The following is a 22,694-nucleotide window of genomic DNA, read 5'->3' on the forward strand; positions in this document are numbered from 1 at the left end:
CCCCCCGACGTGTGACCATGCGACAGGCTACCGCCCTGTGGCTCGTGCTGCTCGTCGTCGCCGCCGGCGTCGCGCCGGGCGTCGGTGCCGCCGCCGCCGCGCCAGCGACAGGCGTGGTCGGCGAGACGACGGCCGAGCCGGCGGAGATACGCGAAACCGGTGCCCCGCTCGCGACCGAGCCCGACGGTCCCTCCTCCACCCCGTCGGCCAGTCAGTCCGCCAGCCAGTCCGACGCGCCCGACGACCCGGACGAGGACGTTATCGGCTGGGAAGAGGGGTACTGGCACAACGAGTCCATCGACGTCGACCAGTCCGACGGCCTCTCCGACGAGGAACTCGACGCCTACGTCTCCCGAGCGATGGCTCGCGTCGAGTACGTCCGCGAGCGGGAGTTCAAGGAGGACGTGCCGGTGAGCGTCATCTCCCGGGAGGAGTACCGGGAGCAGGCGGGCAACCAGGCCGCGGCCAACGCGTCCTACACGGCCTGGAACAACCAGGTGTGGGAGGCGCTGTTCCTCGTCGGCGAGGAGACGAACGTCCAGACCGAGCTGGGGTCGACGCTCGGTGCCAGCGTCGCCGGGTTCTACGCCCCCGGCGACGACGAAATCAAGATAATCACCCCCGACCCCGACTCCCCGACGGTCGACAACGCGACGCTGGTCCACGAGTTGACCCACGCGATGCAGGACCAGTACCACGACCTCTCACAGCGGAAGTACCGCGGAACGACCCAGGACGGGAGTCTCGCCGCCGACGGGGTCGTCGAGGGCGAGGCCAACTACGTCGAGGATAAGTACCGAATGCGCTGTGCGTCCGGAGAGTGGGACTGTGTGGAGACCCCCGCCGCCGGTGGTGGCGGCTCCGGTTCCGGCCCCCAACCCAACCTCGGCGTGCTCGTGACGTTGCTCCAGCCGTACTCAGACGGCCCGGCGTACGTCCACTCGCTGTACGAACGGGGCGGCTGGGACGCCGTCGAGCGGAAGATGGCGAACCCGCCGAACGCGACCGAGCAGACGATTCACGTCACCGACGAGGCGCCGACGCCCATCGAGTTCGAGGACAACGCGACCGACGGCTGGGAGCTCTACCCGAACCTCGGCGAGAACGGCTCCGACACCGTCGGCGAGGCGTCGCTGTACGCGATGGCGTACTACCAGGACCGCCAGAACGGCCTCCCCGGCGTCGACTACCGGAACATCGCCAACGCCCCCGGCGAGTACGACACGTACAACTACACCACGCGGGCGACGAAAGGGTGGGCCAACGACCGCGTCTTTCCGTACCACGCGGGGTCGGGCAACGACACCCAGTACGGGTACGTTTGGGTGACCGAGTGGGACACGACGCGTGACGCCCGAGAGTTCCAGGCGTTCTACCGCGACGTGCTCGACGCACAGGGTGCGGAACAGCAGGCCGACGGGAGTTGGGTCGTCGAGGAGGGTCGCTTCGCCGACAGCTTCCTCGTCCGGCAGAACGGCACCCGAGTGACGATAGTCAACGGACCGGACGCCGAGGCCGTCGAAGCGATTCGACCCGGCCTCGCCGCGTCGGTCGAGGCGTCCCAGGAGCGGAACGCGACGACGACGAGCGAGACGACGACAGACGAGACGACGACCGCGACCACCACGGCCCCCGTGACGACGACCGCGACCGCGGCGAACGACTCCGACGGAACGACCGTCGAGGGTGAACCCGTCGCCGACGAGGGGACGACCGGGACCGACTCGACGGTGCCCGGCTTCGGTCCGGTCGTCGCGTTGGCGGCACTGGCGGCGCTGGTCGCCGGCGCGGTCCGCTTCGGGCGCTCCGGTCGGAGCCGGTGACGACGCGGGACGGGCGGAACAGGTGACGACGCGGGACGGGTAGGTGTCGAGGCCCGAACGGCGGGCGACGAACACCCCACCTCACCGACGGCACCCAGCAACCATATCACGACGGCCCCCTAACTCGCCGCCATCGTGCGATATAGAGCGGCCCTGCTGGCGGTTCTCGTACTGCTCTCGGGGTGTGTAGGCGTCCCGTCGCTGGGCGACGTGACCGGCGGGAGTCAGCCGGACGTACAGGCACCCGACGACGTGTCCGCCGCCGTCGAACCGGCGCCGGCGGACCTCGCCGACCCCACCTCCGACCGCCTCGGCTGGGAGGGCGGTTACTGGTACAACGAGTCCGTGAGCGTCACCCGCGCCGACGGGCTGAACGACACCGAACTCGACGCCGTCGTCAACCGGACGATGGCCCGCGTCGAGGCCATCCGCGGGCTGGAGTTCGAGGAGCCGGTCCCCGTGACCGTCGTCCAGCGCTCCGAGTTCCAGCGCTCGCAGTCGGGACGGGAGACCCCCGCCTCCGTCCGCCAGTTCGACAACGCGAAGTTCGAGGCGCTGTTCATGGTGAACGAGTCCGCCGAGTCCATCGGCGTCCAGCGAACCAACAGCGGCGTCTCCGTCGGCGGCTACTACTCGCCCAGCGAGGACGAAATCGTCGTCATCAGCGAGTCCGAGACGCCGACGGTCGACACGTCGACGCTGGCACACGAGCTCGTCCACGGCCTACAGGACCAGCACTTCGACCTCGCGAGCCTGTCGGGGGAGACCCGTCGCGAGCACAACGCCATCGACGGGCTGGTCGAGGGCGACGCCAACCTCGTGCAGTACGCCTTCGACCGGCGCTGTGAGGGCGAGTGGACGTGTCTCGGTCCCGAAGCGGAGTCCGGCGAGTCGGGCGGCGAGAACGGGACCGTCGGAAACGAGTCGACCGCGGACACCGAGTCGGAGTCCGACTCCGGCTCCTCGGGCCTCGCCGCGATGGGACCGTACCTGCTGAAGTACCAGCCCTACTCCGACGGGCCGGCGTTCGTCTACCGGTTGTACGAGCGCGGCGGGTGGGCGACGGTGAACGACGCCTACGCGAACCCGCCGACCTCGTCCGAGCAGATAATCCACCCGGCGAGATACCCCGACGACCGACCCGCAGAACTCGAGGTTCCGGACCGCTCCGTCGACGGCTGGGAGCGCGTCGAGCCCGACGGCCGAGTCGACTACGGCTCGGTCGGCGAAGCCGGCATCGCCGCGATGTTCGCCGCGCCGCTGTACGAGAAACCCGGCGCCCGGCTCGTCGACCCGGACCGTTGGCTCAACCAGGACGCGGACGGGAACGTCTCCGACTTCGACCCGCTGAACTACGACCTCCCGCCGTCGAACGGGTACGAGGGTGACCGATTCGTCGCCTACACGAACGCGGCGAACGAGTCGGCGTACGTCTGGAAGCTCCGCTTCGAGAACGAGTCGGAGGCGACGGAGTTCGTCGACGGGTACGAGTCGATGCTCGACTACCGGAACGCTACGACCGTCGACGACGCCGCCGGCCCCGGAACGGTCTACCGCATCCCCGAGGCGGACCCGAACGGGTTCGCCGACGCCTTCCGGGTCGTGGAGCGCGGCGACACGGTCGTGGTCGTGAACGCGCCAGAGGTCGGCGAACTGGACCGGGTCCACCGGGTCGAGGGCGGAGCGTAGTCGGCGGCTCACACCCCACACCGCGGGCACACTTTTCACCGCTCCCCCCATTCCCCCAGGTAGTGCAGCGACGACTCGCCGCCGTCCTTCTCGTCTGTTCGGTGCTGCTCGCCGGCTGCAGCGGCACGCTCACCCCACCGACCGCCGGCGGCGAGCCGAAGAAGGGGCCGCTCCTCGGCGAGGGGTGGTCCTACCCGGACGACCCACCCGAGGACCGCCTCGGCTGGGAGGCCGGCTACTGGCACAACGAGTCCGTCGACGTCGACCAGTCCGACGGACTGAACGCGAGCGAGCGCCGAGCGCTGGTCGCCCGGACGATGGCCCGCGTCGAGCGAGTCAGGGGGCTCGAGTTCCGGAAGACGGTCCCCGTCCAAGTCGTCTCCCGCGAGGAGTACCGCAACAACTCTCCGTTCGGCGGGGGACGGAGCGCGGCGTACGAGGCGTGGCGCAACCAGGTGTGGGAGGCCGCGCTGTTGGTCGGGGAGGAGCGCAACACCTCCGACGTGTTCGCAGAGCTGTACGGCGGCTCCGTGCTCGGCTACTACTCGCCGAGCGGGGACCGCATCGTCGTCATCAGCGAGTCGGCGACGCCGCGAATCGACCGCGCGACCCTCGCCCACGAACTCGTCCACGCTCTGCAGGACCAGCACTTCGACGTGCCGGGCGCGCGGACCCGGGACGCCGCGTGGGCACATCAGGGCGTCACCGAGGGTGACGCGCGATACGTCGAGAGCCTGTACGAACGCCGGTGTGCAGGCGGGGACGGCGCGAGCGAGAACGTCACGAGCGGGGACGACGCGAACGCGACGTGGAACTGCGTCCCGCGGCCCGAGAGCGGCGCCGGGGGCGGCGGGAACCCGGCCAACCGCGGCGTGTTCCTCACCATCTACGTCCCCTACAGCGACGGGCCGGCGCTGGTCGAGGACGTACGCGAGCGGGGCGGCTGGGACGCCGTGAACCGGATGTACGCGAACCCGCCGGCGTCGACCGAGCAGGTCATCCACCCCGAGGCGTACCCCGACGAGCGACCCGTCGAGGTGACGGTGTCGGACCGGTCGGGCGAGGGGTGGTCGCGGTTCGACCTGCGGGGACAACGGGCGACCGAGACGATGGGCGAGGTGACGCTGTTCGCGATGCAGTACCACAACGGGCTCGTCGAGCGCGACCTACGAACCGGGGGGACGCCGCTGTCGCCGTACAACTACAGCGACCCCGCGAGCGCCGGCTGGGCGGGTGACCGACTGGTACCCTACCGGAACGCCGACGGCGAGAACGGCTACGTCTACCGAATCACCTTCGACACCGAGCGGGACGCCCGCGAGTTCGAGCGCGCCTACCGGACGCTGTTGACGCTCCAACTCGGCGGCGAACAGGTGCGGGAGGCAGGCGGCCCCGGACTGGTGTACCGGATTCCCGAGGACCGGGCGTATGGCGACGCGTTCCGCGTCTATCGCGACGGTGACACGGTGACGATAGTGAACGCGCCGGCGGTCGAGGAGTTGAGTGAGGTCCACGACCCGCAGTGAGCCGGCGGGTGGCGGGTCAGTCGACCGGCGCCAGAGGGGTGAGTGCCACCGAAACCGGCGACCTCGGCCCACAGGCGGCGCACGGGCGCTTTCGACGTACTTTTTATCGCCCACGGACACGCACCACCTATGGCAGAATTTCAGGTCGTCGTTTCGGACCCCGCTTCCGGGAAGACCTACCAGCGAGAGGTAGAGGGACAGGACGCGAACCGCTTCCTCGGTCGCGAACTCGGCGAGGAGGTCGACGGCGCCGCCGTCGGCCTCGACGGGTTCACGCTCGAAATCACGGGCGGTTCGGACAACGCCGGGCGCCCGATGCGCGAGGACGTCGCCGGCGCGAACCTCAAGGAACTGCTCCTCGAGGGCGGCGTGGGCTACAAGCCCTCCCGCGAGGGCGAGCGCAAGCGCATCACCGTCCGCGGCCGCGAGGTCAGCGACGAGACGGCCCAGGTCAACGTGAAGGTCGTCGACGCCGAGGAGGGCGAGGTCGCCGAGGCGTACGGCGAGGGCGGCGAGGACGACGAAGACGCGGACGACGAGTAACGCGCTCGACGCCGCGGCCGACGGAACGCTTCTCTCACACCATCCAGCATGACAGACCGCATCCCCAGCGACCACGCATCCGTCCGTACCGTCCGCGGGAAACTGGCGCGCAGCGGCGGCACTCGCCGTCCCTGCCTGCGCGTTCCCGACGAACTCGCCGACTCGCTCGACGCCGGCGACTACGTCCGCCTCGTCCTCGACGGCGACGCGGCCCACGCCCGCGTGAGCGAGGACGCGACGGGCCTCGTGATTCGGGGTGCCTACGACGACAAGTCGCTCGCGCGCGACCCGGGGGACGCTCCCAACCGGCTGGTCGAGTGGGTCGACGCGAACGACCGGCCCCTCGACTCGGCCGTCGAGGTGGACGAGGTCGAATCCGGCTACTTCTACGGGGTCCGCGTCCCCGGCCGCCGGGCGGTGTACGCGCCGTCGACGCCGCCGGCGGACTCGCTCGCGTCCATCGCCGAGAAGTTGGACGGCGACGGCTGAGGACGGACGGGGGCGTTTCGGCCGTTTCAGGCCGTTTTTACCCCTGGGCCGTCCACGGGGAGGTATGAGCAAGCTCGACGAGTTCCTCGCGGGCGAGCGCCTCGAGGACGTGGCGCTGTACCTGACACACGACTACCTCGACGAGGGCGGGCGCATCGCCAACTACGGCGAGGACCTGGCGGACGGCGTCGTACTCGTCGTCTCCGGCGACGACGGGCGGGGGATGTTCTCGGCGGGTACCGGGATGGACGCGATGGAGTTCGCCCAGAGCGCGATGGGCGAGGGCGGCGAGATTCACGCGGACCTCGCCGGCGGCGAGTGCCCGGCGGCTGAAGCGGAGCCGGAGGAGGACCACGGCGTGAAGTTCGTCTTCGCGTTCGCCGAGGCCCAGAACGAGGAGGTCGGCGGGCTGTACGCGGAGGGCGACGTGATTCACGCCTACGCGCAGTGTGAGTGTGGCGAGCGTTACTCCGACCGCTGGGTGACGGGCACGCGCTGAGTCCGGGACGCCGCGCGACGCAGACCCGTGGTCGCGACGAACGCGACGACGTAGGTGGCGACGACCAGCCCTGCCAGCAGGTAGACGAGCAGAGCGAGCGTCGACGGTGGCAGCGCGAGCAGAGACTCGATGGTGACCCGGTCGACCGCCGTCGCGACGGCGCCGACGCCGACGAGCCCCGCGACCAGAGCCGGCGTCCGCCGGAGGAATCGCCCGCCCTCGCCGACGGCCGAGGGAGCGCCCAGCGTGGGGGTCCACGCCGAATCGGCCTCCACGTCCCACGTCTCGACGGTGTAGGCGTCGAAGCGCTCGAACAAGTACTCGGAGGGGCCGCCCGCGACCGACTCGTAGGGTGCGACCGGAGCGCGCTCCCGGTTGCGGTACGCATCGGCGGCGGCCGTCGCGTCGTCCTGCGAACCGTGCAGCGAGAGCGGAACGCGGTGGTCGTCCTCGTGTTCGCCGACGACGGCGTGAACGGAGCGGGAGGGCATCACCGTCGCGCACTCGGTGGGCGGGTAAGTGTCTTCTCCCCGACCGGGGCGGAGCCGACTCGAAGCCGGGTCCCATCACCCCACTGACTGGTCGGCGTCCCGGTCACAAGCTTTTGGAGCGTCGGCGTCGTGGGTCGGAACTATGGCGGGCTACGGCCCACCGGACCCCCTCTCCCGCGAGACGATCCGGGCGATGGTCGACGCCGTGCGGCCCGAGTGGACGGTCCGCGTCATCGAGCCCTGCGAGCGCGGGAGCGACGTGCTCTACTACCTCACCGTCGGTACCGGCGACGGGAGCCGCGAGGCCGTCCTCAAGTACTGTCGGTTCGCCGACGCCGGGAGCTTTCTCACCGAACCGCGCGCGCTTTCGGTCGTCGCGAGCGAGACCTCGGTGCCGGTACCCGTCGTCGACGCCGTCGTCGACGACCATCCCGACCTCCCGGCGCCGTACTTCCTCATGAGCCGTCGGGAGGGCGTCCCCGCGTCGGAGGCGGCTCTCGACGACGAGGGGACCGTCGACCTCGCTCGCGACGCCGGACGCTACCTCGGCGCCGTCCACCGCCTCGCGACGTTCGACGGGTTCGGCCGTCTCGAGCCGGCTGACTGCGTCGACTGCGACCCCGGAGCGGCCAGGGAGGGACTCGCCGTCGCCGACCCGACCGACGCGTGGGCCGAGCGATTCCACGCCCTCGCGACGGCGCCGCTGGACTGTCTCGACGACTCCCGGTTCTCCGACCTCGTCCCGGCGATTCGGCGGTCGCTCGCCCGCGCCCGCGACCGGGTCGCCGACGCGGACCATCGGGCCGTGTTTTGTCACGGCGACTACCGGCCGGGGAACCTCCTCGTCGACGACGAGGGGCACACCGCGGCGGTGCTCGGCTGGCGGACGGCGACCGCGGCGCCCGCCGAGTACGACCTCGCGCGCGCCGAGGAGCATCTCAGCGGCGACCGAGGACTCGACGACGGCCGCCGCGAGCGGCTTCGGGAGGCGCTGTACGAGGGGTACGAGCGGACGAACCGCCTCGACCGCGACGCCGGCTTCGACGCCCGGCGGCGGGGGTACCTGCTCGCCGCCCGCGTCGAGGCGATGCGCTGGCTCCCCTACAGACTGGGCGACGCCGACGCGGCGCGGCGGAACGCCGCGGCCGCCGACCACCGGGCGTTCGTCGAGGCGCTGCGGTGAGGGTGCGGTCCGGCGCTACGCGCCGTCCTCGTCGTCCTCGTCCGTGCCGGTGACGACGTGGTCGGCCCCGGCGTCGCCGTCGGGGCCGGCGTCGGGCGTCTCCTCCTCGGAGACCGCGGCGGTCTCGTCGGCCGTCTCCTCGGCGTCCCCCTCGGCCTCCACGGTCGCCGCCTCGTCCTCCTCGGCCGCCCGCTCCGCGACGCGTTCGAACGCGGCGAGGATGACGCGTTTCGTCGTGGCGCCCTCGGTCGTCCAGTGGTGGGCGTAGTCGAGCATGTCGTCGTAGATGTCGGGCTTACAGCCGGCGGCCTTCGGGTGGCCGCCGCCGTTGACCTGCCCGGCGACCTCGTGAGCGCGCTCGAACGTCTCGGTGCCGCGGATGCTGGCACTGCCGGCGGGTTTGACGATTACGGCGGCGTCACAACCCCGCTCGCGCATCGCCTCGGCGACCTCGTTCTGCGAGCACCGACCGTAGGTGACGCCGACCGTCCACGGGCCGACCTCGTGGGTCTCGGCGCGGCCGACGGCCTTCTCGATGAGTTGCTCCTTCTCCTCGCGGCGGTGGGCGAGGTACCGCTCGACGACCGGCGGGAGGTCGGGGCCGGCGACGCCGACGACCGAGACGTACGTCTCGGGGTCGGTCCAGTACGCGAAGTCCGCCACGTCGTCGCTCCGGGGGTCTTCCTTCAGCCAGAGGTCGTGGTCGCGGGTGACGGCGGCGAGTTCGGCGAGATGTTCCGGGAAGTCGTACTCCATCGAGCGCAGAGTCACGTCGGCGGTACACTCCTCGTCGCTCTCGCCGACGACGAGGTCGACGCCCGCCTCTCGGACCGACTCGGCGACGGCGTCGCCCCACTGGTGGTGGTCGAACCAGCGGACGCTCCCCGCCGTTTCGACCGCGGCGGCGAGTTCGTCCTCGACGTACTCGTAGCGGTCCGGACAGAGGTCACAGACGTAGAGGTCGATACCTTCGGGCGCGAACTCGGCCACCCGCTCCAGCGCGTCCTCGATGTTGTGCGGCCCGGCGCCGACGACCGCGACCGACGAGGAGGGGAGGTCGTCCTCCGCCTCGGGGTCGGCGAGCGGGCTCTCGACCACGTCCTCGGCGTCCGGCGTCTCGGGGTCGTCCGGTTCGATTTCGCCCTCGTCGTCGGACTCCAGACGCGCTTCGAGTTTTTCGAGGAACGGGTCGGGATCGAGTGCGGCGTCGTAGGCGGCGCGAATCAGTGCGACGGAGCCGAGTCCGTCGGCGTCGGTGTCGGCGACGACGACGACCTCGGCGTCCGCGACGGCCTCGCGGACGCGCTCGTCGGCGCGGTCCTCGTCCAGCGAGTCGGGGTAAAAGAAGCCCGTGCCGGGCAGGAGCGACTTCCGGCGCAACGAGAGTCCGTCGCTCGCGATGAGTTCGTCTTCCATACCGTGGGGTTCGGGTCCCGCGTGAAAACGTGCGTGGTTCGAGGGTGGGATACGGTTCGACAGTGTGTCGTCGAGCGCGAGGGGGACGTGCGGTCAGTCGCCGGCGAGGACGCGGCCGAGCCTGGGCCGGAGTTTGTCGGTGACCAACAGGTACGCGAAGACGAACGCCGTGACACCCACGAACCCGACCCAGGCGCCGAGCGCCGTCTGTCCACCCTGCACGGTGAGGAGTGCGAACCGCTCCAGATAGGCACCGGCGACGGAGAGGCCGAGGCTTCCCACCCCGAGAAACAAGACTTCGAGTACTTCGGGTAGCGTCTCCAGCAGTGAACTCCGCATACGCTTCCGCGGCGGGTGACCGACATACGCCTCTTGCTTCGCCCGGGAAGCCACGCGGGGGGCTGACACCACGGCCCGAGTCGACTACCGTGCGTAGAGCTAACAGGATTCGAACCCTACGCTCCCGCTATGGTTCCTGACCCGACCGACGACGACGCAGACCGGACGACTCCGACCGACGACCGCATCCCCGTCACCGTCGTCAGCGGCTACCTCGGTGCCGGGAAGACGACTCTCGTCAACCACCTGCTGCGGAACCCCGGCGACCGGCGGGTCGCCGTCGTCGTCAACGACATGGGCGAGGTGAACATCGACGCCGAACTCATCGCGAGCGAGGCCGGCGAGGACGGCGTCGTCGACCTCTCGAACGGCTGTATCTGCTGTCGACTGCAGGGAGACCTCGTCGAGTCCGTCGAACGCCTCGCCGAGGAGCGGTCGTTCGACTACCTCCTCGTGGAGGCCTCCGGCATCAGCGAACCGGTGCCCATCGCCCGGGCGTTCGTCGAGGGGACTGCGGAGTCGGACGTGGACCCGACCGAGCGGTTCCGCCTCGACACGATGGTGAGCGTCGTCGACGCCTACGGGTTCTGGAAGGAGTTCGACGCCGGCGCGTCGCTGCCGGCCGACCACGACCCCGAGCGCTCGCTCGCCGACGTCATCGTCGAGGGCATCGAGTTCTGTGACGTGCTCCTGCTGAACAAGTGTGACCTCGTCCCCGAGGAGGCGCTCGACGAAATCGAGGGGTTCGTCCGCGAACTCGGCCCGCGGGCGGAACTCCACCGGACGACCCACAGCGAGGTCGACCCCGGCGACGTGCTCGACACCGGCCGTTTCGACTTCGAGCGCGCGATGCGGGACGTGGGCTGGAAGCGACATCTGCGAGGGGAGGCGGAGGAGGCGCGGGAAACGGCGGGGGAGCACGACGACGGCGACCAGGCGCACGACCACGACCACACGCACGGTCACGACCACTCGGCCGCCGAGCGCCACGGCGTCTCCTCGGTCGTCTACGAGCGCGCCGAGCCGTTCCACCCCGAGCGTTTCGCCGACTGGCTCGACGACTGGTCCGGCGATATTATCCGCGCGAAAGGGTTCTTCGCCGTGCTCGGCCGCGAGGACGAGGTGATGGGGCTGAGTCAGGCCGGACCGTCGGTACAGGCCGGTCCCATCGGCGAGTGGAGCGAGGACGAACCGGAGACGCGGCTGGTGTTCATCGGGCGCGGTCTCGACGAGGAGACGCTGTCGGCGGCGCTCGACGACTGTCTCGCGACGGACGACGAGCGCCGGGCGGGAGCCGAGGCGGTCGCCGACCCGTTCCCCATCGGGTGAACGGCCCGAGAATCAGCCCGCCAGGTCCTCGCGGAGGTCGTCCCAGGACTCGTGGAACCCGTGGGTGGACTCGGTCTTCGCACCGACGGCCGACTGGTACACCTCGTCGTACTGGAGGAGCGCGGTCCAGCCGTCCTCCCGGTAGCTGCAGTACATGCACATGGGGGGTTCTCGTCGACCGTTGGGCCGCTCGTCCGATAAGCGTGTTGCCAGGTACCACAACACATATACCGGCGAAGCTCGCCTCCTTCTCCGGGTACGGTGCCACGTGCCACAGGGAGACACGCAGACGACATGATAACCGGACGTTGTGACCACTGCGACTGGCGAGCGCTCGCCGGGTCGCACCCGAAGATGGTACAGCTCTATCAGAACCACCTCCGCGCCGACCACCCGCGCGCCTGGCTCAGAGGGTAGCGGGTCGGCCGACGCTGAGTCGCCCGCGAAGCGGGTTGCGCGGGGGTAACCCCCGCGAGACGGTGCCGACCGCGGAGTCACCGGGAGCGCCAGCCACGGCGTCTTTCGCCCGAGAGGGTAGCGTTTACCCGCCGGACCCGGTACTCGCGGGTATGAGCGAGAACGACCGTGAGGGGAGGTCGGACGGCTCCGGGACCGACGAAGGCGCCGGCACCGACCGTTCCGTCGACACGGGCGACGCACACGCCGAGGCGACCCGCTGGGTGCTCCAGTGGTCGGAGCCGTTCGGCGAGAACCAGCCGAAGCGCGTCGTCGACACCGAGGCGGCGGCCGAGGCCGTCGTCGAGGCGTGGCAGGACCGATACGAGTCCGTCGAGGGTGAACCGGGACTGTACCGCGTCGAGTTGAACGCCGAGGTGTACTTCACGACGGTCGAGGTGCCGTACGGGCCGCTTCCGGACGAGGAGTGAGCGGACGGCTGAGCGTCGACGGCGTCGCTCCGGTCGGGTCGCGGCGTCGGCGGCGAAAAAGACGGGACGGAAGCTGACGGCCGATTCCGACTACGGCTTGAGGAGGACCTTCGTGACGCCCTCTTCGCGCTTGTCGAAGCGCTCGTACATCTCGGGCGCCTCGTCGAGGCCGACCTCGTGAGAGACGACCCACGACGGGTCCGCGCGGCCCTCGATGATGAGGTCGCGTAGCTCCCGGTTGTACTGCTTGACGTTGCACTGGCCGGTGCCGAGCTTCTGGCCCTTCTCGAACAGCTTCCCGAAGTCGATGCCGAGACGGCCCTGCGCGGCCATCTCGTCGGGCGCGCCGGGGTCCGAGGGGACGTACAGCCCGGGGATGCCGAGTTGGCCCGTCGGCCGGACCGTCTTGATGAGCTGGTTGAGCACGACCGCGGGGTTCTCGCGGGCCGGGTCGTAGGCGTCGCTGCCGGGGTCGGTCTCCGGGTCGATAGCCTGGTAGCCGACGGCGTCGACGCCCTTGTCGACTTCGCCGCCGTGCTGGTCGATAATCTGCTCGACCGGGTCGCCCTCCTCGAAGTTGATGGCGTGGGCGTCGCAGTGTTCCTCCGCCAGTTCGAGGCGGGAGGGGACGCGGTCGACGCTGTAAATCTCGGCTGCACCTTTGATTTTCGCGCTGTAGGCGGCCATCAGCCCGACCGGCCCGGCGCCGAAGATAGCCACCGAATCGCCGGGTTTCAGGTTCGCGAGTTCGGTGCCGTGCCACCCCGTCGGGAAGATGTCCGCGAGCAGGGCGAACGACTGCTCGTGCTGGTCACCCTCCGGGAGTTTCAGCGCGTTGAAGTCGGCGTAGGGGACGCGGAGTTTCTCGGCCTGTCCGCCCTTGTAGGGGCCCATCGCGACGTAGCCGTAGGCGCCGCCGGCGAACCCGGGGTTGACGTTGGTACAGAACCCGGTGTACCCGTCCTCACAGTTCTCGCAGAACCCACAGGCGACGTTGAACGGCATGACGACGCGGTCTCCCTCCTCCAGGGTGTCGACGCCGTCGCCGACCTGCTCGACGATTCCCATGTTCTCGTGGCCGAAGACGATTCCCGGCTCCGCGGCGGTCCGACCCTCGTACATGTGGAGGTCCGACCCACAGATACACGAGGTGGTGATGTCGACGACGATGTCGTTCGGATGCTGCAGTTCCGGCTCGTCGACCTCTTCGACGGCCACTTCCTTCTCGCCCTTGTAGACGACTGCGTTCATTGCCATTGTCTAACACAACCCAGAAGATGGATAGGATGCCAGCGTTATCACTATTCCTCAGGTAAATTGGTGATAATAACATGGCAGACATTCGTGCTATCCGACTGACGGGTGTGGGCGGGAGTGTGGTCCGCGGAGAGCGGGCTACGACTCGGTACCCACCGGGTCGCTCTCGCCGCCGGCCTCGCTCTCGTCGAGTTGGCGAACGGTCAGGACGGGTACCGGGCAGGTGCGGACGACGCGCTCGGCGACGCTCCCGATGAGGAAGCGGTTCTCCCCGTGGCGACCCCGGGTACCGGTGGCGACCACGTCGGCGTCCTGTTCGCGGGCGTACTCGCCGATGACGGAGGCGGGGTGGCCCTCCCGGACGGCGGTCACGACGTGTGTGTCGGCCGTACCTTCGACGGCGTCGAGCGCCGCTTCGCCGTCCTCGCGGAGCGCGTCGCGCATCTCCTCGCGGACGCGTTCGGGCGCGGACTCAACCTCTCCGGCGTCGACGACGTACAGGGCGTGCACCTCGGCGTCGAACTTCGTCGCCAGGTCGAGCGCCACGTCGACGGCCCGACTGACGCTCTCGGAGCCGTCGGTGGCGATGACGATGCGGTCGAACATGGGCGTGGCTTCCGGGCGGGTGGGCTTAAAGGTGGAGTGTCGGCGCCGAGGGTCGGGTCCGGTAGCCACCGACTCACCGACGGCGTCGACCCCCCGGGTTTTTGCCCGATGCCGTCCCACGGTCGGGCATGGACGCACTCGACATCGACCTCGTGCTCGTCCCGGTCGACGGGAGCGAGGAGTCGACGACGGCCGTCGAGTACGCCGCGGCGGTCGCCGAGAAGTACGACGCCTCGGTCCACGCGGTGTACGTCCTCGGCGAGAACGTCGTTCGCGCCATCGAGACGGGCGCCGTCGCGGAGTCGGAGGTCGCAGAGGAGACCGGGGCGTTCAACGAGACCGCCCAGGAACTCGCCGAGGCGAAGGGCGTACCGCTGTCGACCTCGACGGCCCGCGGGTTCTCGACGAAGACGAAGCTCCTCCACCCGGGGAGTGTCGTCCTCGACACTGCCGAGGAGGTCGAGGCCGACTTCATCGTCGTCCCTCGGGAGCCGGTCTCCGGCGACCCCGGCGAGGTGCTCGAGAAGGCCGCCGAGTACGTTCTGCTGTACGCCAGTCAGCCGGTGTTGTCGGTCTGAGTACGGAAGCGAGACGATTCGATACGCGGGAACGACCGCGGCTCGCGGTGCTTCTCAGTTCTCCTCGGTCAGATTCCGAGCGGCGAAGACCTCGCCGCTCAGTCGGCGGAGCCGACGTCGGAGCGTCGCGAAGCCGACGGTGCCGCCGCCGGCGAGGGTCGCCACCGCGAGGATTCCCTTCATCCCGAGCGCCGCCGTCACCGACGGGACGAGAAACGCCGCCGCGAAGACGGCGACCCCGGCGGCTCCCACCACCGCCGGGAGGAACAGCACGACCCCCCGAAGTAGATGCTTCAGTTTCACGGACAGTCCTGAACACTGGATGAATATAAGTGTGTCCCACCGTGTCACGATGGTGACGTAGGCGGCCGACGTGAGAAAGAGGTCACAAGAGGGAGGTCACAGACGGAGACGACGATGCGTGGGCGTCGCGCGTGGCCCCGTCCGAGTGGGCACACGACCCACGAGTCCGACGCGCTTATCCCCGAATCCCATCAACCTCCGTGCATGAGAGCCGTCACGCTCGGTCCGGCCGGGACCTACTCCCACCGGGCCGCGAGTTCGGTCGCCGAGGAGGTGGCGTTCCGCGAGTCCGTCACCGGTATCGTCGACGCCGTCGCCGACGGGGAGTTCGAGCGGGGCGTCGTCCCCATCGAGAACAGCATCGAGGGCTCCGTCACCGAGAGCCTCGACGCGCTGGCCGACCGCGAGGTCGCCGTCGTCCAGGAAATCGTCACGCCCATCCGACACGCCCTGCTCGCGCAGGGGCCGGAGTTCGAGGTCGTCGCCAGCCACTCACAGGCGCTCGCCCAGTGTCGAAGCTACCTCGAGGAACACTACCCGGACGTCCAGTTGGAGGCCGTCGCCTCGACGGCCCGCGGCGTCGAACACGCCCGCGAGGACCCGACCGTCGCCGGCATCGGCCACCCGGAGAACGCCGGCGAGGACCTCCAGGTCGTCGCCGAGGACATCCAGGACCGCGACTCCAACGCGACGCGCTTCCTCGTCGTCGCCCCCGTCGCGGAGCGCTCGGAGGCCGGCGGGAAGACCTCGCTGGTCGTCTACCCGAACGCCAACTACCCCGGCCTCCTGCTCGAACTGCTGCAGGCCTTCGCCGACCGCGACATCAACCTCTCGCGCATCGAGTCCCGCCCGAGCGGCGAGCGCCTCGGCGACTACCTGTTCCACATCGACTTCGAGGCCGGCCTCTACGAGGAGCGGACGAAGGAGGCCCTGCAGGCCGTCGAGCGCATCGCCGCCAACGGCTGGGTCCGCCGCCTCGGCTCGTACGACACGCGCCACGTGTTGTACTGAACGGTGCGAGCGCCAGCGCCGTCCCGCTGGCAACAACCTTGATGCCGTCGGGCGGCCGAACCCTTCACCATGCCCGACCGGAAGAACCCGTTCGAGGACCTCGACGACCTGTTCGACCGACTGACCCGCGGACTGGAGGACGCCGGGATGGCCGGGGGCGCCACCGACGTGGCCGTCGACGTGAGCGAGACCGCCGAGGACGTGGTCGTCGCCGCCGACCTCCCCGGGTACGACCGCGAGGACGTGAACGTCACCGTCGCGAACCGCCGACTGACCGTCGAGGCCGAGCGCGAACGGTCGAGCGAGTCCGGAGACGAGCGGTACCACCGCCGCGAGCGGAGCCACCGGCGGGTCCGTCGGACCGTCACGCTCCCGACCGACGTGGAGGAGGAGTCGGCGAGCGCCACCTACGAGAACGGCGTCCTCACCGTCACGCTCCCGAAGGAGGTGCCGGACGACGAGGACGCGTCGGGCCACCGAATCGACATCAGCTGAATCGGCGTATTTAGCCCGCTGACAGTTCGTAACGTGCGAGTAGCTATCTTACGTCCGAGAATCTTTAAGCCATCTCGCGACGGAATAAGGGGTGGAGATTCAACTCATGCGACGACACAACCCCTTCGAGGATTTCGAGCAGATGTTCGAGCGGATGTCCCACCAGTTCGAGGACATGAGCCGCCAGTGGGAGACCCCCTCCATCGCCGCCTCCCGCTCGGGCGGTATGGAAATCGACGTCGCCGACTACGACGACGAGATCGTCGTCACGGCCGACGTGCCCGGCTTCGAGAAGGAGGACATCGACCTCACCCTCTCCGAGCGCACCCTGACCATCAGCGCCGAGCGCGAGATGGAACGGGAGAGCGAGGAGGGTGAGTACCTCCGCCGCGAGCGCCGCTCGTCCTCGATGCGCCGCAGCATCCGCCTGCCCGAGTCTATCGACGAGGAGCGGACCGCTGCGACCTACCAGAACGGCGTCCTCACCGTCACCCTCCCCAAGCTGACGATGGAGGAGGGCGACGACGCCCGGCACATCGACATCAACTGAGTCGGCGGACGAGACCCCCGGTTTTTCTGCACTTACAGCAACTCCCGAGCGACCGCGTCGACCGCCTCCCCCCAGCCCGCCGGCATCTCGCCGCCGCGCTTCGGCGGGTCGAAGGGGAGCGTCACGGCCTCGTAGCCGACGTGTTCGTAGGTCCGCGCGACGCGGTCGCCGACGAACTCGGCGTTCTGTCGCTTCGAGGAGACGCCGCCGGAGGCGAGCGCGTAGTAGTGGGTGAACGCCTGCCTGACGACCACCCGGTCGTAGGCATCGAGGGTCCCCGCCGCGAGGTGGCGGAACAGTTTCGCCGTGTTGTCGGCGGGGTCGGCCCGCCGCCACTCCAACTCGACGAGCACGAGCGTCTCCCCGTCCGACGACGGGCCGTCGCCGGCCACGTCCACCGGCGTCCCCGCCACCCGGTGCTCGACGGTCCAGTCGAACTCGGGATGTGCGTCGGCGAGTCGCCCGCGGAGTCGCTCCTGTACCCGGCGTGCGGCCTCGCCCATGAGCTGGGCGAGCGTCGGACGAGGAATGAGCGTTTCGGTGAGCCGAACGGTCCGGCGAACGACTCACCGGACGGGGAGGCGGCGACGACCGCCCGACAGCCACCGCGGGCGGGACTTCGGAAGGGGCCGGGGGCTTCCGTGAGCTCTCCCGATATGACGGACCTCGTTGATTACCCCGGCCGAAAGACCACCTGAACCGACCCACGCCGCTACTTCACGAACTTCAGCAGGTCGTCCCGGTTCGCCTCGTGGAAGTGGTGTCGCAACGCCTCCTTCAGCGGCTCGATGCTCCCGCGTTTGGCCGTGATGGGCGCGATAGTCTCCGGTTCCCACTGCTTCCACGGCGGGTAGAGACCGAGTCGTTCACAGAGGGCGTTCAGCCGCTCGTCGCGGTCGTCGACCTTGTCCATCTTGTTGACGGCGACGACCGCGGGAATCCCGAGTTCCTCGAGAAAGTGAAACAGCTCCACGTCGTGGGGAATCTCGTCGGGGCCGGAGTGGCGGTCGATGACGTCGACGACGCTCTTCCCGTCGACGACGAGCACGCCCGCGAGGACGTGCTCGGCGTTGGCCTCGACGTATCGCACCACGTCGGTCTTTATCTGCTCCCTGACGCTCTCGTCGACGCCCGACATGAAGCCGAACCCGGGGAGGTCGGTGAACATGAAGTTCTCGGCGTTCCAGTCGAAGTGGTTGGGCTTCCGGGTGACGCCCGGCTTCTTCCCCGTCGAGAAGGAGTGGCCCGTCAACTCGCGCATCAGCGTCGACTTCCCGACGTTGGAGCGGCCGACGAAGACGACCTCGGCGCTCCGGTTCGGGCGGTCCTCGAACATACCGGCGGTAGCCGGCCGGGCCGGATAACGGTAGTGGGTCCGGTCGCGGCGTGTCCGGACGCGCGGTTGGCGTCGTCGGTCAGCAGTCGACCCGGCTACGGAACCCCGGTCACCCGCCACCCGTCGCCGCGGCCGACGACCGGCTCCATCCGGACCGTGAGCGTCGTTCCGGTCGGGAGTCCGACGAGCAGGCGCCGTAGCTCCTCGGTGGCGTAGTCGACGAGTTGGCGACACGCGTGCTTCCGCTCGAGGAACACGGTGACGGAGTCGTGTCCGGCCGTCGACCGCCAGACGGTCACCGTCGCCGCGTCCGCGGTCTCGGCGGCGTCGGGAGCCGACGTGTCCGACGCGGTACTCCGAGCGGCCGCGCCCGACGGCGCCGGTGGAACACCCGGGTCCCCGTCACCGTTCACGGCGTGACTCATGGGTTCCGCTCCACGCGTGCCCCGGTAGTTCCGGTGTTGCTCGAACGAGCGCCAGTAGCGTACATACAAAAGCTAAAACAGACTAACGGTAGACAAACGTTTTCCTAATACACTATTAGGACGTGGTATCGGCTAGTTCACTCAGAAGAGTCACCGCTCGCCTCGAACGCCTCCCGCGGCTCGCCGGTCTCACGCACCTCGCGGCTCTCGCGGTCCTGTTCGTCTATCATCGACCCCGGCGCGTCGACGCCGGCCGCCTCGGGGTCCGGCACTTCGGGGTCGACCTCGCCGATGCGCCGCTGTAGCCGGAGCGACGCGACGGACTCCCCCTCCTCCTCGCGGCGCCCCTCGACGGTGAACCCGTGCTGGCGGTAGAAGTCGGTGCCGACGCCGTTGCCGTCGACGACCGACACCCACTGCTCGGTCGCCCCGGCTTCGACCTGTTCCTCGGTGACGGCGTTCAACAGCGACGTGCCCGCGCCCTGTCGCTGGGCCGCGGGGTCGACGTAGAGGACGTACACCTCGCCCGTCTCGGCGTCGGTGAGTCCGCCGCCGGCGGCGCCGATGATTCCCTCGTTCTCGACGGCGACGTGCCAGCCGTCCCACCCCTCGGGGTTCTCGATTTCCCGGGCGACCCGTTCCTCGGTGTAGTACTCGTCGACGACCTCGTCGACGTACTCCTCCGGGTGGCGGTCGTCGTAGGTGTCGCGCCAGCCGGCCGTACACACCCGACAGATGCCCGCCTCGTCGCCGGGTTCGGCACGCCGTACTTCGAACATGGGTTCGCTAGGGAGTCCCCCGGTATGAGTTGTGTGGCCGGGGCGAGAGCGTAGAAGTAGGTCGCCGGCGACGGTCGACCATGGACAAACAGTCACTCCGCGAGCGGGTGTGGGACCGGCTCGAAGACGACGGGGTCGCGCGTTTCCCCTTCCCACCCCACGGCCGCATCCCGAACTTCGCCGGCGCCGACGACGCCGCCGACCGACTCACCGCCACCGACGCGTGGACCGACGCCGGGGTGCTGAAGGCGAACCCCGACGCACCCCAACTCCCGGTCCGCCGCCGCGCACTGCACGAGAACAAGGTCGTCTACATGGCCCAGCCCCGGCTCCGGAGCGCCGAACCGTTCATGAAACTCGACCCCGCAGAGATTCCGCCGGAGGACCTCGACGCGGCCGCGACGGTCTCCTCGATGGACGACTACGCCGAGCCGGTCGGCCCCGACGCCGTCCCGGGCGTCGACCTCGTCGTCTCCGGGAGCGTCGCCGTCGACGAGGCCGGGAAGCGGGTGGGGAAAGGCGAGGGGTACAGCGACCTCGAGTTCGCCGTGCTGGCCGAACTGGGTGCGGTCGATGCCGAGACGACGGTGGCGACGACGGTCCACGAGTACCAGGTGGTCGGAGCCGGCGAAATCGAGACCGACGCCCACGACGTGCCGATGGACCTCGTCGTCACACCCGAGCGGACCGTCGAGACGGGCGCCGCCGGGGCACGGCCGACCGGCGTCGACTGGGACCTGCTGGGCGAGGAGCGCGTCGCGGAGATTCCGGTGCTGGAGCGTCTGCGGGAGCGGTAGTCTGCGCTCAGCGCGCCAGCAGGTCCTGGTAGTGAAACGCCGACCCCTGCACGTCCCGCGTGACGGTCTCGCCGCGCTCCACCCCGACGGCCGAGTCGAACCCCGGCCCGCCGACGACGAACGTGTGGAACTCCCCGTTCTCCGCACAGGGGTCGACGCCGTCGGGGAGGTCGGCCAACAGCGAGGCGTCGTACTCGCGGCCCACGAACGACGCGTCGAGGACGCTCCCGTCGACGCAGACGACGATGGCACGAAACCCGCGGTCGACGAACTCGCGGGCCAGCTCTCCGGTGTCCCGACCCCACAGGGGCCACACCCCGTCGAGTGCGGCGTCGGCGAGGTTCGACTCGCGGTAGGCGCGCACGTCTTCGAGGTAGAGGTCGCCGAAGGCGACGCGCTCGACACCCTCCCCGGCTAGTTCGTCGTGGACCGCCCGCATCCGGGCCTCGTACTCGTCGTTCGAGGGGTCCGCGGGGAGCTCGACCGTGCGGAGCGGGAGCGAGAGCGCGTCGGCCTGCGCCTCGATTAGCTCGGGCCGGACGCCGTGCATCGTCGTGCGGTCGGTCGCCGCCGAGACCGTCGTGAGGAGACCGGTCACGCGGACGGCGGGGTCGTCGCGGAGCGCTTCGAGGGCGACTGCGGCGTCTTTCCCGCCGCTCCAGGAGAGGACGGTCGGGGTGGACTCGGCCGTCGGCTCCGACTCGGTCATGGCCGAGTCGTCGCGGCGGCCGACCAGAACGGTTGCGCTTTGCTCGCGAGCGGCGGCGTGGTGCCGAGGACGGCCCACGGCTATTTGCTCGCCCGCGGTGACGACACCGGACGTGCGCCACGTACAGGTGATGATTCCGTCGGGCAAGCGCAAGGCCGTGGTCGAGGTGCTCGACGAGGAGGGCATCGACTACGCGCTCACCGAGGAGCACAGCGGCCGGGAGTACGTCGCCCTCGTCTCCTTTCCCCTGCCGACGAGCGCGGTCGAGCCGGTGCTCGAGCGACTGCGGGACGCCGGCGTCGAGCGCGACGCCTACACCGTCGTCGTCGACGCCGAGACCGTCGTGTCGAAGCGGTACGAGCGCATCGAAGAGCAGTACGACGAGGAGACCGACGACGGCGACCGCATCGCCCGCGAGGAGATATACGCCGAGGCGCTCTCCCTCGTGCCGGAGTACGAGACGTTCGTCGTGATGACGGTCGTGAGCGCCGTCGTCGCCACCGCCGGGGTGTTGCTCGACTCCCCCGCCGTCGTCGTGGGGTCGATGGTCATCGCCCCGCTGGTCGGTCCGGCGATGGCCGCGAGCGTCGGCACCGTCGTCGACGACACCGAACTGTTCCGGAACGGGGTGAAACAGCAGGCGCTCGGCGTCGTTCTCGCTGCCGTCAGCGCGTCCGTCTTCGCGCTCCTCGTGAAGAACCTCGGGCTCGTCCCCCCCGGCCTCGAGCCCACGTCGCTCGGGCAGTTCTCCGGACGACTCACCCCGGATTTCCTCTCGCTCGCGGTCGCACTCGGTGCGGGTGTCGCCGGGGCCATCAGCCTCGCCTCCGGTATCTCCGTCGCCATCGTCGGCGTGATGATCGCCGCCGCGCTCGTCCCGCCCATCGCCGTCGTCGGCATCGGCGTCGCCTGGGGGATGCCGATGACGGTGCTGAGTTCGAGCGTGCTCGTGCTCGTCAACGTGCTCTCCATCAACCTCGCCGCCCTCGCCGTCTTCTGGTACAAGGGGTACCGTCCCGAGAACTGGTTCGAGCAGGACGCCGCCCGGAGCGCGACGCTCAAGCGCGTCGGCACGCTGGTCGTCGTCATCGCCCTCCTCTCGGTGTTCCTGGCCGGCGTCACCTACAGCACGTACGAGAACGCCCAGTACCGAAACGACATCCGCTCGCAGGTCGACGCCGTCGTCGGCGAAGGGGAGTACGAACGCCTCGAGGTCGTCGACACGCAGGTGGAGTACGACACGAGCGTCCCGTTCCGTCGGCCCGAGCGGGTGGTCGTGACGGTCGGCCGGCCCGAGGGTGTCGACTCCCCGAACCTCGCCGACCGGCTCAGCCAGCGCATCACCGAGCGGGCCGAACCGGCGTTCGGCCTCGGCCCGCGCGACCCGCCGATCGACGTGCAGGTGCGCTACGTCGAACTGCAGAACGCCGGTGGCGGAGCGGATACCGGCGGCGAGGCCGGAGACGACGGGGGCGCGACCGGGAACGGGAGCGCCGGGAGCGGGACGACAGCCACCGGTGCTGGGGACGGGACGACCGCCGCGTCCACCGTCGTTCGACACGGGGGCCCCGTCGTCGGCTGACCGGACGAGACCGCTGCCGTCGACTGACCGGTCGGGGGAGGACGGCGGTCAC

Annotated in this window: 28 protein-coding genes; 16 read left to right on the top strand and 12 right to left on the bottom strand. The window is 69.8% G+C overall.

Annotation, left to right across the window (positions count from 1 at the left end; translation table 11 throughout):
• Positions 1 to 17 precede the first annotated feature (17 nt).
• From N5095_RS16880 to N5095_RS16905, 6 genes are all read left to right on the top strand, one after another.
• Positions 18 to 1,823, top strand: a complete 1,806-nt coding sequence (locus tag N5095_RS16880) for an Hvo_1808 family surface protein (RefSeq protein WP_267624302.1) — start codon at positions 18 to 20, stop codon at positions 1,821 to 1,823.
• Positions 1,824 to 1,958: 135 nt separating this feature from the next.
• Positions 1,959 to 3,512 (top strand): Hvo_1808 family surface protein, encoded by a 1,554-nt coding sequence (locus N5095_RS16885; protein ID WP_267624303.1) that lies wholly within the window; start codon positions 1,959 to 1,961, stop codon positions 3,510 to 3,512.
• Positions 3,513 to 3,574: 62 nt separating this feature from the next.
• Positions 3,575 to 5,038 carry an Hvo_1808 family surface protein gene (locus N5095_RS16890; protein ID WP_267624304.1) on the top strand — a complete coding sequence of 488 codons (1,464 nt, stop codon included), beginning with the start codon at positions 3,575 to 3,577 and terminating at the stop codon, positions 5,036 to 5,038.
• 129 nt (positions 5,039 to 5,167) lie between these two features.
• Positions 5,168 to 5,581 carry a 30S ribosomal protein S6e gene (locus N5095_RS16895; RefSeq protein WP_267624305.1) on the top strand — a complete coding sequence of 138 codons (414 nt, stop codon included), beginning with the start codon at positions 5,168 to 5,170 and terminating at the stop codon, positions 5,579 to 5,581.
• 48 nt (positions 5,582 to 5,629) lie between these two features.
• Positions 5,630 to 6,070 carry a DUF7112 family protein gene (locus N5095_RS16900; protein ID WP_267624306.1) on the top strand — a complete coding sequence of 147 codons (441 nt, stop codon included), beginning with the start codon at positions 5,630 to 5,632 and terminating at the stop codon, positions 6,068 to 6,070.
• 64 nt (positions 6,071 to 6,134) lie between these two features.
• Positions 6,135 to 6,569, top strand: a complete 435-nt coding sequence (locus tag N5095_RS16905) for a DUF5807 family protein (RefSeq protein WP_267624307.1) — start codon at positions 6,135 to 6,137, stop codon at positions 6,567 to 6,569.
• Here the strand turns inward: N5095_RS16905 and N5095_RS16910 are convergent.
• On the bottom strand, positions 6,536 to 7,060 hold the full coding sequence (locus tag N5095_RS16910; protein WP_267624308.1) for a hypothetical protein: 525 nt from the start codon (positions 7,058 to 7,060) through the stop codon (positions 6,536 to 6,538). The genes N5095_RS16905 and N5095_RS16910 overlap by 34 nt on opposite strands.
• Positions 7,061 to 7,202: 142 nt before the next feature.
• On the opposite strand from N5095_RS16910, the gene N5095_RS16915 reads away from it, so the two are divergent.
• On the top strand, positions 7,203 to 8,243 hold the full coding sequence (locus N5095_RS16915) for a phosphotransferase family protein (RefSeq protein WP_267624309.1): 1,041 nt from the start codon (positions 7,203 to 7,205) through the stop codon (positions 8,241 to 8,243).
• A gap of 15 nt (positions 8,244 to 8,258) precedes the next feature.
• Here the strand turns inward: N5095_RS16915 and N5095_RS16920 are convergent, their stop codons facing one another.
• Together N5095_RS16920 and N5095_RS16925 are read right to left on the bottom strand one after the other, a co-directional pair.
• Complete coding sequence (locus N5095_RS16920; RefSeq protein WP_267624310.1) at positions 8,259 to 9,659, bottom strand: DHH family phosphoesterase; 1,401 nt, start codon at positions 9,657 to 9,659, stop codon at positions 8,259 to 8,261.
• Between the two features lie 93 nt (positions 9,660 to 9,752).
• Positions 9,753 to 9,998: a DUF8151 family protein gene (locus N5095_RS16925; protein WP_267624311.1), complete on the bottom strand. Its 246-nt coding sequence runs from the start codon at positions 9,996 to 9,998 to the stop codon at positions 9,753 to 9,755.
• Between the two features lie 129 nt (positions 9,999 to 10,127).
• Between N5095_RS16925 and N5095_RS16930 the strand changes: the two genes are divergently transcribed.
• The gene (locus tag N5095_RS16930; RefSeq protein ID WP_267624312.1) at positions 10,128 to 11,327 is read left to right on the top strand and encodes a CobW family GTP-binding protein; all 1,200 of its coding nucleotides are present in this window, start codon (positions 10,128 to 10,130) and stop codon (positions 11,325 to 11,327) included.
• A 12-nt stretch (positions 11,328 to 11,339) separates the two neighbouring features.
• Here N5095_RS16930 and N5095_RS16935 read toward each other — a convergent pair whose 3' ends face one another.
• Positions 11,340 to 11,489, bottom strand: coding sequence for a hypothetical protein (locus N5095_RS16935; protein ID WP_267624313.1), 150 nt, complete (start codon positions 11,487 to 11,489; stop codon positions 11,340 to 11,342).
• A gap of 132 nt (positions 11,490 to 11,621) precedes the next feature.
• Here N5095_RS16935 and N5095_RS16940 point away from each other — a divergent pair, with 132 nt between their 5' ends.
• Positions 11,622 to 11,744, top strand: a complete 123-nt coding sequence (locus tag N5095_RS16940) for a hypothetical protein (protein WP_267624314.1) — start codon at positions 11,622 to 11,624, stop codon at positions 11,742 to 11,744.
• A 152-nt stretch (positions 11,745 to 11,896) separates the two neighbouring features.
• Positions 11,897 to 12,214, top strand: coding sequence for a hypothetical protein (locus N5095_RS16945; protein ID WP_267624315.1), 318 nt, complete (start codon positions 11,897 to 11,899; stop codon positions 12,212 to 12,214).
• A gap of 90 nt (positions 12,215 to 12,304) precedes the next feature.
• Here the strand turns inward: N5095_RS16945 and N5095_RS16950 are convergent, their stop codons facing one another.
• Complete coding sequence (locus N5095_RS16950) at positions 12,305 to 13,465, bottom strand: glutathione-independent formaldehyde dehydrogenase (RefSeq protein ID WP_267624501.1); 1,161 nt, start codon at positions 13,463 to 13,465, stop codon at positions 12,305 to 12,307.
• A gap of 144 nt (positions 13,466 to 13,609) precedes the next feature.
• Entirely contained in the window at positions 13,610 to 14,077 is a 468-nt protein-coding gene (locus N5095_RS16955; RefSeq protein ID WP_267624316.1) for a universal stress protein, read from the bottom strand.
• 128 nt (positions 14,078 to 14,205) lie between these two features.
• On the opposite strand from N5095_RS16955, the gene N5095_RS16960 reads away from it, so the two are divergent.
• A complete protein-coding gene (locus N5095_RS16960) occupies positions 14,206 to 14,655 on the top strand; it encodes a universal stress protein (RefSeq protein WP_267624317.1) in 450 nt (149 codons plus the stop codon).
• A 54-nt stretch (positions 14,656 to 14,709) separates the two neighbouring features.
• On the opposite strand, the gene N5095_RS16965 is transcribed toward N5095_RS16960, so the two are convergent.
• Positions 14,710 to 14,958, bottom strand: coding sequence for a hypothetical protein (locus N5095_RS16965; protein WP_267624318.1), 249 nt, complete (start codon positions 14,956 to 14,958; stop codon positions 14,710 to 14,712).
• A gap of 204 nt (positions 14,959 to 15,162) precedes the next feature.
• On the opposite strand from N5095_RS16965, the gene pheA reads away from it, so the two are divergent.
• The 3 genes from pheA (at position 15,163) to hsp14 (ending at position 17,014) form a co-directional block, all read left to right on the top strand.
• Entirely contained in the window at positions 15,163 to 15,969 is an 807-nt protein-coding gene (gene pheA, locus N5095_RS16970) for a prephenate dehydratase (protein ID WP_267624319.1), read from the top strand.
• Positions 15,970 to 16,038: 69 nt separating this feature from the next.
• Positions 16,039 to 16,464 (top strand): Hsp20/alpha crystallin family protein, encoded by a 426-nt coding sequence (locus tag N5095_RS16975; RefSeq protein WP_267624320.1) that lies wholly within the window; start codon positions 16,039 to 16,041, stop codon positions 16,462 to 16,464.
• Positions 16,465 to 16,570: 106 nt separating this feature from the next.
• Positions 16,571 to 17,014 carry an archaeal heat shock protein Hsp14 gene (gene hsp14 / locus N5095_RS16980; protein ID WP_267624321.1) on the top strand — a complete coding sequence of 148 codons (444 nt, stop codon included), beginning with the start codon at positions 16,571 to 16,573 and terminating at the stop codon, positions 17,012 to 17,014.
• A gap of 32 nt (positions 17,015 to 17,046) precedes the next feature.
• Here the strand turns inward: hsp14 and N5095_RS16985 are convergent, their stop codons facing one another.
• The 4 genes from N5095_RS16985 to N5095_RS17000 all read right to left on the bottom strand — a co-directional run bounded on the left by N5095_RS16985 (position 17,047) and on the right by N5095_RS17000 (position 19,554).
• Positions 17,047 to 17,517: a hypothetical protein gene (locus tag N5095_RS16985; RefSeq protein ID WP_267624322.1), complete on the bottom strand. Its 471-nt coding sequence runs from the start codon at positions 17,515 to 17,517 to the stop codon at positions 17,047 to 17,049.
• Positions 17,518 to 17,726: 209 nt separating this feature from the next.
• Positions 17,727 to 18,350 (bottom strand): GTP-binding protein EngB, encoded by a 624-nt coding sequence (gene engB / locus N5095_RS16990; RefSeq protein ID WP_267624323.1) that lies wholly within the window; start codon positions 18,348 to 18,350, stop codon positions 17,727 to 17,729.
• A 95-nt stretch (positions 18,351 to 18,445) separates the two neighbouring features.
• A complete protein-coding gene (locus N5095_RS16995; protein ID WP_267624324.1) occupies positions 18,446 to 18,775 on the bottom strand; it encodes a DUF7999 family protein in 330 nt (109 codons plus the stop codon).
• A 137-nt stretch (positions 18,776 to 18,912) separates the two neighbouring features.
• A complete protein-coding gene (locus tag N5095_RS17000) occupies positions 18,913 to 19,554 on the bottom strand; it encodes a GNAT family N-acetyltransferase (RefSeq protein WP_267624325.1) in 642 nt (213 codons plus the stop codon).
• Between the two features lie 80 nt (positions 19,555 to 19,634).
• On the opposite strand from N5095_RS17000, the gene N5095_RS17005 reads away from it, so the two are divergent.
• A complete protein-coding gene (locus tag N5095_RS17005; RefSeq protein ID WP_267624326.1) occupies positions 19,635 to 20,351 on the top strand; it encodes a 5-formyltetrahydrofolate cyclo-ligase in 717 nt (238 codons plus the stop codon).
• A 7-nt stretch (positions 20,352 to 20,358) separates the two neighbouring features.
• On the opposite strand, the gene N5095_RS17010 is transcribed toward N5095_RS17005, so the two are convergent.
• Positions 20,359 to 21,060, bottom strand: a complete 702-nt coding sequence (locus N5095_RS17010) for an adenine nucleotide alpha hydrolase (RefSeq protein ID WP_267624327.1) — start codon at positions 21,058 to 21,060, stop codon at positions 20,359 to 20,361.
• A 112-nt stretch (positions 21,061 to 21,172) separates the two neighbouring features.
• Here N5095_RS17010 and N5095_RS17015 point away from each other — a divergent pair, with 112 nt between their 5' ends.
• A complete protein-coding gene (locus N5095_RS17015) occupies positions 21,173 to 22,642 on the top strand; it encodes a TIGR00341 family protein (protein ID WP_267624328.1) in 1,470 nt (489 codons plus the stop codon).
• Positions 22,643 to 22,694 lie beyond the last annotated feature (52 nt).

It is taken from the genome of Halobium salinum, assembly GCF_026586625.1.
In the GTDB taxonomy this organism is placed as follows: Archaea; Halobacteriota; Halobacteria; order Halobacteriales; family Haloferacaceae; genus Halobium; species Halobium salinum.